Origin of the sequence: Intestinimonas butyriciproducens (genome assembly GCF_016901775.1) — a bacterium.
Taxonomy (GTDB): Bacteria; Bacillota; Clostridia; order Oscillospirales; family Butyricicoccaceae; genus Pseudobutyricicoccus.
In genome coordinates this window covers 1-8921 of sequence record NZ_JACJKW010000036.1, presented here as the reverse complement: position 1 = coordinate 8921, position 8921 = coordinate 1, and the positions used below count along the sequence as shown (strand labels likewise).

General features: G+C 59.2%; 9 protein-coding genes and 1 riboswitch. Of the genes, 3 read left to right on the top strand and 6 right to left on the bottom strand.

The window, feature by feature from the left end; translation table 11 throughout:
* Positions 1-141: 141 nt before the first annotated feature.
* From hemL to H6A25_RS12340, 6 genes are read right to left on the bottom strand one after another with little or no spacing between them, the layout of a single operon-like run.
* Positions 142-1404, bottom strand: coding sequence for a glutamate-1-semialdehyde 2,1-aminomutase (gene hemL, locus H6A25_RS12365; RefSeq protein ID WP_204752426.1), 1263 nt, complete (start codon positions 1402-1404; stop codon positions 142-144).
* Between the two features lies 1 nt (position 1405).
* Positions 1406-2386, bottom strand: coding sequence for a porphobilinogen synthase (gene hemB / locus H6A25_RS12360; protein WP_204752425.1), 981 nt, complete (start codon positions 2384-2386; stop codon positions 1406-1408).
* Complete coding sequence (gene cobA, locus H6A25_RS12355; RefSeq protein ID WP_204752424.1) at positions 2379-3857, bottom strand: uroporphyrinogen-III C-methyltransferase; 1479 nt, start codon at positions 3855-3857, stop codon at positions 2379-2381. The genes hemB and cobA overlap by 8 nt, the downstream gene beginning before the upstream one ends.
* On the bottom strand, positions 3854-4732 hold the full coding sequence (gene hemC, locus H6A25_RS12350; RefSeq protein ID WP_204752423.1) for a hydroxymethylbilane synthase: 879 nt from the start codon (positions 4730-4732) through the stop codon (positions 3854-3856). Before hemC ends, cobA begins: the two co-directional genes overlap by 4 nt.
* On the bottom strand, positions 4729-5229 hold the full coding sequence (locus tag H6A25_RS12345; RefSeq protein ID WP_204752422.1) for a precorrin-2 dehydrogenase/sirohydrochlorin ferrochelatase family protein: 501 nt from the start codon (positions 5227-5229) through the stop codon (positions 4729-4731). Before H6A25_RS12345 ends, hemC begins: the two co-directional genes overlap by 4 nt.
* On the bottom strand, positions 5190-6188 hold the full coding sequence (locus tag H6A25_RS12340; RefSeq protein ID WP_204752421.1) for a glutamyl-tRNA reductase: 999 nt from the start codon (positions 6186-6188) through the stop codon (positions 5190-5192). Before H6A25_RS12340 ends, H6A25_RS12345 begins: the two co-directional genes overlap by 40 nt.
* A gap of 123 nt (positions 6189-6311) precedes the next feature.
* A riboswitch (cobalamin riboswitch) is annotated at positions 6312-6484 on the bottom strand.
* 346 nt (positions 6485-6830) lie between these two features.
* Here H6A25_RS12340 and H6A25_RS12335 point away from each other — a divergent pair.
* From H6A25_RS12335 to H6A25_RS12325, 3 genes are all read left to right on the top strand, one after another.
* Positions 6831-8069, top strand: coding sequence for an HlyC/CorC family transporter (locus H6A25_RS12335; protein WP_204752420.1), 1239 nt, complete (start codon positions 6831-6833; stop codon positions 8067-8069).
* 231 nt (positions 8070-8300) lie between these two features.
* Positions 8301-8561, top strand: a complete 261-nt coding sequence (locus H6A25_RS12330) for a metal-sensing transcriptional repressor (RefSeq protein ID WP_118426389.1) — start codon at positions 8301-8303, stop codon at positions 8559-8561.
* A 26-nt stretch (positions 8562-8587) separates the two neighbouring features.
* Positions 8588-8921, top strand: a 334-nt coding sequence (locus tag H6A25_RS12325) for a cation transporter (RefSeq protein WP_204752419.1), incomplete at its 3' end; no start/stop codon positions are given.

Sequence of the window (8921 nt, the reverse complement as noted above, 5' to 3'; positions counted from 1 at the left end):
CAAAGCAAAGCTAAAGGGCTTGCCGCCTGCAATTCACAGACAACAAGCCCTTTCAGCTGCTTGAACAATTTTTGATAGAAATATTGTCTAACTTTTTGGGGTCACTTCAGCTGGGGTCTCTTTTTTTGCTGTTCTTTTGTCTTAGTCCTGGAAGGTGCGGGCCGCTGCAATGGCCCGATCCAGATCTTCCATGGTGTGAGCACCGCTGACAAACATGGCCTCAAACTGGGCCGGGGCCAGGTAGATGCCGTTTTTCAGCATATGGCTGAAATAGGCGGCATAGCGGTGGGTATCGCTTGTCTGCGCCGAAGCAAAATCGGTGACAGGGCCTTCTGTAAAGAAGGCGCACACCAGACTTCCCACCTGATTGACGGTGCAGCCGGGTAGGGCCTGACGCAGGCCGTCGGCCAGATGAGCGCCCATCTTTTCCAGCCGCTCATAGAGGGCCGGGTCCCTTTCCAGCTTCCGCAGGTTGCAGAGTCCGGCCGCCATAGCCACCGGGTTGCCCGACAGGGTGCCCGCCTGGTAAACGCTGCCCAGGGGAGACACCTGGCTCATGATGGCTTTTTTGCCGCCGTAAGCGCCCACCGGCATCCCGGCGCCGATGATCTTGCCATAGGTGACCAGGTCGGCCTGCACGCCGTAGTATTCCTGGGCGCCGCCCAGAGCCAGGCGGAAGCCGGTGATCACTTCGTCAAAAATCAGCAGCGCGCCGTTTTCATCGCACAGCTTCCGCAGTCCCTGGAGGAAGCCGGGAGCAGGGGGCACAACGCCCATGTTGGCCCCCACCGGCTCCACAATGAGGGCGGCGATCTCCTGGGGGTTTTCCCGGAACAGCTGCTCCACCGAAGAGAGGTCATTGTACTGGGCCAGCAGGGTGTCCTGGGCCGCGCCGCGGGTGACACCGGCGCTGTCCGGCTTGCCGTTGGTCAAAGCGCCGCTGCCGGCCTTCACCAGCATGCTGTCGCTGTGACCATGGTAGCAGCCGGCGAACTTGATGAGCTTTTCCCGGCCGGTATAGCCACGGGCCAGACGCAGAGCGCTCATCACGGCCTCCGTGCCGCTGTTGACCATGCGCACCATTTCCATCCCCGGCACCAGACGGCAGATCAGCTGAGCCATCTCCACCTCCCGGCGGGTGGCGGCGCCAAAGCTCAGTCCTTCCTGCACCGCTTCCATGACGGCCTGCTCCACATCCGGGTCCCGGTGACCCAGGATCATGGGCCCCCAGGAGCCCACAAAATCGATATAGGTCACATTGTCCTCGTCGGTGATGCGGGCCCCGCGGCCGCTTTTGATAAACCGGGGCGCGCCGCCTACGGCGTTGAAGGCCCGTACCGGGCTGTTGACGCCGCCGGGCATCACTTGTTTTGCCTGTTCAAACAGTTCTTCCGATCGTCCCATATCAGCCGATATCCCCTTTCATAATGGCATCCGCCAGTTCGTTGGCGTAATAGGTGATCAAAATATCCGCTCCGGCCCGGAAGATGGAGACGGCGCTTTCACACATGACGCCGTATTCGTCGATGAGCCCGGCCTGAGCCGCCGCCTTGATCATGGCGTATTCGCCGCTGACGCTGTAAGCTGCCAGGGGCAGATGGGTGTTTTCCTTTACCGCCCGGATCACATCCAGGTAGGAAAGGGCGGGCTTGACCATCAGCAGATCGGCCCCTTCCCGGGTGTCCTGCATGGCTTCCTTCAAAGCCTCCCGCACATTGTGGCAGTCCATCTGATAGCTCTTCCGGTCTCCGAAGGAGGGAGCGCTGCCGGCGGCATCCCGGAAGGGGCCATAGAAGGAGGAAGCGTATTTGACGGCATAGGACAAAATGGGGGTGTTTTCAAAGCCGTTTTCATCCAGGAGCTGACGGATGGCGGCCACCCGGCCGTCCATCATGTCAGAGGGGGCCACCATATCGGCGCCGGCCTGTACATGGGACAGGGCAGTGCGGCTGAGATAGGGGAGGGTCTTGTCGTTGTCCACCGTTTCCCCGCAGAGGATGCCGCAATGGCCGTGAGAGGTGTATTCGCACATACACACATCGGTGATGAGATAGACCTCTTTGCCGTATTTCTGCCGGATGGCCCGCAGACCCTGCTGAACGATGCCGTCCTCGGCATAAGCGCCGCTGCCTTCCGGGTCCTTGCTGGCGGGCAGCCCAAAGAGCAGGAATTTGTTGACTCCGTGGCGCAGGGCTTCCTCGATGCCCCGGGAGACTTCATCGGGGCTGTAATGGAAGTGGCCGGGCAGGCTGGGAATGGGAGAGCAGATCTTTTCCCCCTCCTGCAAAAACAGAGGCAGGATCAGGCTCTGGGGACTCATGCGGGTCTCCCGCACCATGCCCCGGAGCAGGGGAGTGGTGCGGAGACGGCGGGAACGATCAATCATGGAAAAAACCTCCTGTCAATGTATCTATCATGGAATCGATGGTGGCTTCCGGAGATAGTGTCACATCCATCCCCGTTTCCGCCGCCTTTTTTCCGGTTTCCGGCCCGATGCACAGGGCGGGGAGATGGGAAAGATCGGCGCCGGGGCAGCTGAGCAGAAAACCCTCCACTGCGCTGGCGCTGGTAAAGGTAAGGGCGTCATAGACCCGGGGGTCGATGTGCTCTTCACTTTTCTGGAGCAGAGTTTCATACACCGGCAGAATGGTGTAGGGAACCTGCATCTCCTTCAGGGCCTCTTCCAGATGAGGTCCGGCCTTCCTGGCCCGGGGGATGAGGGCACGGTCCTCCGGTGTGAGGAAGCCTGCCGCCTTCATTTCCGCACCCAAAGCTTTGCCGCTGTATTCCCGGGGCACAAAATCGGCCCGCAGCCCCTGCTTCTGCAAAGCCCGGGCGGTCTGGCTGCCCACGGCGGCCAGCTTTTTTCCAAAAAGGGCCCGGCTGTCCAGGCCCGCTTCCCACAACCCCTCAAAGAAACAGGCCACGCTGTGGGGGCTGGTGAAGAGCAGGGCGGTGGTATCCTTCAGGTCAGGCAGGACGAAGGGCAGCTTTTCCCGTGCAATCGCCGGGAGCAGATCGGCCTGAGCGCCCAGCTCTTCCAGGCGGCTTTGCAGGCGGGAGCCCTCCTGCCGGGGCCGGGTCACCAAAATCCGCTTCCCCTTGAGAGGCAGGGCATCAAACCAGTCAAATTGAGGGGACAGGGACGCCACCTTGCCCACCAGCAAAATGGCGGGAGAAACGACCTTTTTTTCCTGCACCGTTTCTCCCAGGCGGGAAAGGGTGGTGAGGATGGTGCGCTGATCCGGCCGGGTGCCCTTTTCGATGATGGCTGCCGGCATCTCCCGTTCCATGCCGGCATTAAGCAGGCCCTGGGCGATCTGAGGGGCGGTGGACACCGACATGAGGAAAACCAGGGTACCCTCAAGCCGTACCAGGGCGGGATAATCCAGCGTCAGCTCTCCGTCCTTCTTTTTGTGGCCGGTGATGATGTGGAGGGAGGAGCAGAAATCCCGGTGGGTCACCGGAATGCCGCCGTAAGCCGGAGCAGCCAGAGCCGAGGTGATGCCGGGGATGACCTGGAAAGGAACCTGCTCTTTCACCAGTTCTTCCAGCTCTTCGCCGCCACGGCCAAAGAGGAAGCAGTCGCCCCCTTTGAGCCGCACCACATCCTGGCCCTTTTTGGCTTCTTCCGCCAGGATCTGGTTGATCCGCCACTGGGGCACAGGATGCTCTCCCGATCGCTTGCCCACATCGATTTTTTTGCATCCGGGGGGGATGAGGTTCAGGACGCCTTCGCCCACCAGACGGTCATAAACCACCACATCGGCTTTTTCCAGAGCTTCCCGACCCTTGCAGGTGAGCAGACCGGCATCTCCCGGTCCGGCGCCCACCAAAGTTACTTTTCCTTTTGTCATTTGCCCCTCCTTGCAGCCATTGTCCGGGCCAGCGTGGTTCCCAGTTCTTCTGCGTCGGTCACAGAGCCACGGATCTCATCGATCTCCCAGCCCTGCTCGTCCCAATATAAGCCACGCAAACGGAGGGTTTCCCCATCCACCTGGGCGTAGGCCGCCACCGGGGAGGAGCAGCCCCCGTCCAGAAACCGGACAAAGGCCCGCTCGCACAAAGCGCAGGCGGCAGAATCCTTGTCATCCACTTCCCGGAGCAGGGAGCGGTCAAAGTCCTCCCGGCCCTGGACGGCCAGGATGCCCTGACCGGCAGCGGGAAGCATTTCCTCCGGGGAAAACAGGCGGCGGATCCGCTCTTCCAGCCCCAGGCGGCGCAGTCCGGCAGAAGCCAGCACCAAAGCGCCGTAGTCCCCCCGGTCCAGCTTTTCCAGGCGGGTGAGCACATTGCCCCGCACCGGTTCCACCCGGCAGCCGGGGAAGAGCTTTTCCAGCTGGATGCGCCGCCGGGCACTGGCGCAGCCGATGGGCTTTTTGGGGTCCAGCTCTGTCTGTCCCAAAGGCAGCACCAGAGCATCCCGGGGATCTTCCCGCCGGGAATAGGCCAGGATGGGAAGGCGGGGGTCTGTTTCCATGGGCATATCCTTCAGGCTGTGGACGGTGATGTCCGCCCGTCCGTCCAGAAGGGCCTGATCCAGTTCACGGACAAAAAGACCCTTGCCGCCGATCTTGTCCAGGGTGCGGTCCAGGATCTTGTCTCCGGTGGTTTTCATGGTAACAAGCTCCACTCCATAGTCCGGGTGGTGCTTCTGGATGAGATCGGTGACGATCCGGGTCTGGAGCACCGCCAGCCGGCTTTCCCGGCTTCCCACAAGCAGTTTTTTCATTGTTCCAACAGCCTCCTGATCTGCCCAGCCCGCTGGGCGACTGCGGCGTGATCCCGGCCGTCGCCGGCAACGCCGATGGTGATAGGCCCGTCCTCAATGAGGGCGGGAAAATAAAAGGTGCATTCTTCCCGCCGGTCGGCCACGCTGACAAAGGCCCCGGCCTGTTTTCCCAGCTGTCCCGCCAGGGCGTTGACCTGCCGGTCGTCGGTGGCGGCCACCAGAAGGAAAGCTCCCTTTTCGTCCCCCGGGGCAAAAGTGCGGCGGGAGATGGTGGCAAGCCCCTGCTTTTCCAGCTCCAGAATATCCGGGTGGAGGGTGGGGGCGATAATGTGAAGGGCAAAGGAAAAGCGGGAAAGGGTGCGGCACCGGCGGGCGGCAATGGCGCCGCCGCCGATGACCACCGCTTTTTTCCCCTGGATATCACAAAAAAGGGGAAAGTGGTTTTTCTGCTCCATGTTCAGCACCCGGAGGCCCGCTGGGCCCGATAGCTTTCCCATTTGTGCAGATCCTGACGGTATTTTTCCACGATCTGTCGGGCCTGCTGGAGAAGCAGCGCCCGCTCCCGGGTAAATTCCTCCCGGCCCAGGGTGTCGATGTCGTAAAGGGCGGCTTTTTCACCGCAGGCGGGATCGATGTCCCGGGGTACCGCCAGGTCGATGAGATACCGGGGAGCCTTGGCAAGGCGGGAGAACTCTGCCCAGTCCACGGTGTAGTGGGGGCTGGAAGTGGCGCTGACCAAAGCGTCAAAGCGGGGCATCTCCTGATAGCGCAGGGCATAGTCAAAGCTCTCCGCCCCTTCCGGCACCTGGATCTGGCCGTGCTTATACTGACGCAGGGTCATGCTCACCGAAAAACCTTGTTCCAGCAGCCGGGAGCACACCAGGCGGCCGATCTCTCCGTTGCCGATGACCAGCACATTGCGGGGAGCATCCGGAGCGTTTTGCAGGATCTCCAGCGTTTTGGTGGCCACCGATGCTTCCGAACGGGTGAAGCGCAGGGTGGTTTTGATCTTTTTGGCGGCGGTGACGGCGGTGCGGAAAAATACTTCCAGCAGCGAGTCGGCGCAATGCTCTTCCCGGGCCAGGGTGATGGCGTTTTTCACCTGGGTGATGATCTGATCCTCTCCCCAGATCTGGGAGAGGGCGCCGCTGCCCAGAAGGCACAGATGGTCAAAGCACTCTTCGCCCCGGCGCACCTTGTAAAGGCCGCGGCAGTCTTCAAAGGGCAGATTGGCCGCCTGGCAGAACAGGGCAAAGGGATCGGGGGAGAAGCCTTCCCGGCAGGAAAGGTAGATCTCGGTGCGGTTGCAGGTGGAAAGCAGCACCGCTCCCTCCACCATTTCCATGTGGAACAGGGCCTGGAGGATCTGCTGCTGGCGGCTTTTGGCCAGGGAAAACCGCTGGCGGATGTCGATACCGGCCATGGAATGGTCGATGCCGGCCATGGAAATATTCAAAAAACACATCTCCTGTCTCATGTGAGGATAAAAGGCAAAAGAAAAGCCCCGGCGGAAAACAGGCCGGAGCAGACCTTCCCTTCGAAAGGCCAGACCGCTCATTTTCTGTATCCGCGCAAAAAATGAAGGGCGACGGCGAAGGCAGGTGTTCTGGCTTTGCGTCATAGCGCACCGCCGCCTTCCCGGAAAACCAGTGGCCAGGGCGGACGCTCGGCGTTTACAGCAACGGGATTGCGCGGGATTTGCACCCGGCTTCCCTCTTGGCCCCGAGGGGGACCTTCACCGCGTTTGATTGTTTCGGCCCAGGAACATTTTGCCCCGGGCACAATACCTTATTATAAGGGAACAGGTCTGCCTTGTCAAATGAAAGGGGTGGGCAAAAGTCAAAAAACCTTGCAATGGGCCGGGAGTTTTGGTATTATATAACTAATTTATTTCACAGCGAAGGAGCGACGACTCTTGGATGAGCCGCCTTTAACCGGCAACCAGCCGGGACAAAAACAAAAGAAGGATTTTGCCGCAGCTTGCTTTGGCGCCGCCTGATGGCGGGGTCTGTGTTTGCTGCGGCTTTTTGGTTTGTTCAAAAGTGGCTTTTTTTGCTGAAAATCAACATTTATTTTTTAGGAGGAAGATCATTCAATCATGGACAGTCACAGTATGCTGCTTATCGGGGTCCTGGTGGTTTTGATCGCCATGTCAGCCTATTTTTCCGCTACCGAAACGGCCTTCACATCCTTCAACCGCATCCGGCTGAAGAACATGGCCCAGGCGGGAAGCAAAAAGGCCCAGCTGGCTCTGAAACTTTCGGAGAACTACGATAAGCTCCTTTCCACCATTCTCATTGGCAACAACATCGTCAACATCTCTTCGGCCTCCCTGGCCACCGTCATTTTCACCAAGTATTTCGGTAATGCCGGTGTCACCCTTTCCACTGTGGTGATGACCGTTCTGGTGCTGATCTTCGGCGAAATCTCCCCCAAGAGCCTGGGCAAGGAATCTCCCGAGCGGTTTGCCATGTTCTCCGCTCCCATTCTGCGCCTGTTTCTGTGGGTGCTGGCTCCGGTGAACTGGCTCTTTATGCAGTGGAAAAAGCTCCTTTCCATGGTGTTCAAGGCTCAGGAGGACAAAGGTATCACCGAAGAAGAGCTGCTGACCATCGTGGACGAAGCCCAGAACGACGGCGGCATCGGTCAGCAGGAGGGCGAGATGCTCCGCTCGGCTATTGAGTTCCACGATCTGGATGTGTCCGATATCTTCACCCCCCGGGTGGATGTGGTGGCCGTCTCTGACAAAGATACTCCTGAGGAAGTGGCGGAAATTTTCCGCTCCACCGGTTTCTCCCGTCTGCCCTATTATGAGGACACCATTGACAACATCAAGGGCGTCATCAACCAGAAGGATTTCTATGGCCGGAAAGATTGGAAAGCTCCTGTGAAGGAAGTGGTCAGTCCGGTGCTCTTTATCACCGACTCCATGAAGGTCGCCCGGCTGCTCCATCTGCTTCAGCAGAACAAGGCCCATATGGCTGTGGTCACCGATGAATACGGCGGCACCGCCGGCATTGTCACACTGGAAGATGTGATCGAAGAGCTGGTGGGCGACATCTGGGATGAGCACGACGCAGTGGAAGAAGAGGATTTTGAAAAAATTGCCGAGCGCCGTTACCGTGTGGAAGGCAGCGCCGATCTGGAAGAAATGCTGGAACTGTTTGGCATGGAAGAAGATCCGGAGCTGGATGTGAGCACCGTCAACGGCTGGGTGCTGGGCGTTCTGGGCCGCATCCCTAAGGAAGGGGAAGTGTTCCAGTATGACAAGCTCACCGCTAAGGTGACCAAGGCCGACGAGCGCCGGGTCATTGAGGTGGAAGTCAACGCCGACTGATTCTTATAAAAAAGCAAAAAAGGACCCGGACAGCCGTCCGGGTCCTTTTTTGTGTGTATCACCCATCCCCTCCCCGGGGGGCGGCTGATAAGACGAAGAGGAGGAAGGAAAAGAAGAAAAGAAAAAATCCAGCATTTAAAGGGGAAAGACGGTTGACAAAGGGGAATGGTCGTGCTACCATACAGTCAGACCCCCTCCCCTTGGGGGTGGGGATAGGAAAGGAGAAATCCCATGTCGAGACATTACGATAAATCCCTGGACAACCGGCTGGCCGCCATCGAGGGCCATGTGCGGGCGGTGCGCCAGATGCTCACCGAGGATAAAGAGTGCGAAGACATTCTTTTGCAGCTGTCTGCCATTCAGGGTTCCCTGGAAAAGCTGGGGAAGATCATTTTGAAGGATCATCTGAATAACTGCGTGAAAGAAGGCATCCAGCGGGGAGATACCCAAGTGCTGGAGCGGTTCAATCAAGTGCTGGACAAATATCTGTAAGGAGCCGGCCAAAGGAGGAGAGGACAATGCCCAACCCCAAGGAAGATACCCTGCATATCCATGAGCACGAAAGCTGTGGGTGCGGTCACGACCACGGCCACGATCACGAGCATGAAGGCTGTGGATGCGGTCACGACCACGGCCACGATCACGAGCACGAAGGCTGTGGATGCGGTCACGACCACGGCCATGGCCATCATCACCATCACCACCATGCGCCGTCGGCCGGAATGAGCCGGAAGGTATACATTATCGACGGCCTGGACTGCGCCAACTGCGCCGCCAAAATCGAGCGGAAGATCAACCAGCTGGAAGAGGTGCAGGAGGCCACATTGACCTTTGCCACAAAGCAGCTGCGGG

What these genes read in the sequence shown, in the direction of transcription:
- hemL (WP_204752426.1), bottom strand. Translation starts at nt 1,404, where the DNA reads ATGGGACGATCGGAAGAACTGTTTGAACAGGCAAAACAAGTGATGCCC.
- hemB (WP_204752425.1), bottom strand. Translation starts at nt 2,386, where the DNA reads ATGATTGATCGTTCCCGCCGTCTCCGCACCACTCCCCTGCTCCGGGGC.
- cobA (WP_204752424.1), bottom strand. Translation starts at nt 3,857, where the DNA reads ATGACAAAAGGAAAAGTAACTTTGGTGGGCGCCGGACCGGGAGATGCC.
- hemC (WP_204752423.1), bottom strand. Translation starts at nt 4,732, where the DNA reads ATGAAAAAACTGCTTGTGGGAAGCCGGGAAAGCCGGCTGGCGGTGCTC.
- H6A25_RS12345 (WP_204752422.1), bottom strand. Translation starts at nt 5,229, where the DNA reads ATGGGAAAGCTATCGGGCCCAGCGGGCCTCCGGGTGCTGAACATGGAG.
- H6A25_RS12335 (WP_204752420.1), top strand. Translation starts at nt 6,831, where the DNA reads ATGGACAGTCACAGTATGCTGCTTATCGGGGTCCTGGTGGTTTTGATC.
- H6A25_RS12330 (WP_118426389.1), top strand. Translation starts at nt 8,301, where the DNA reads ATGTCGAGACATTACGATAAATCCCTGGACAACCGGCTGGCCGCCATC.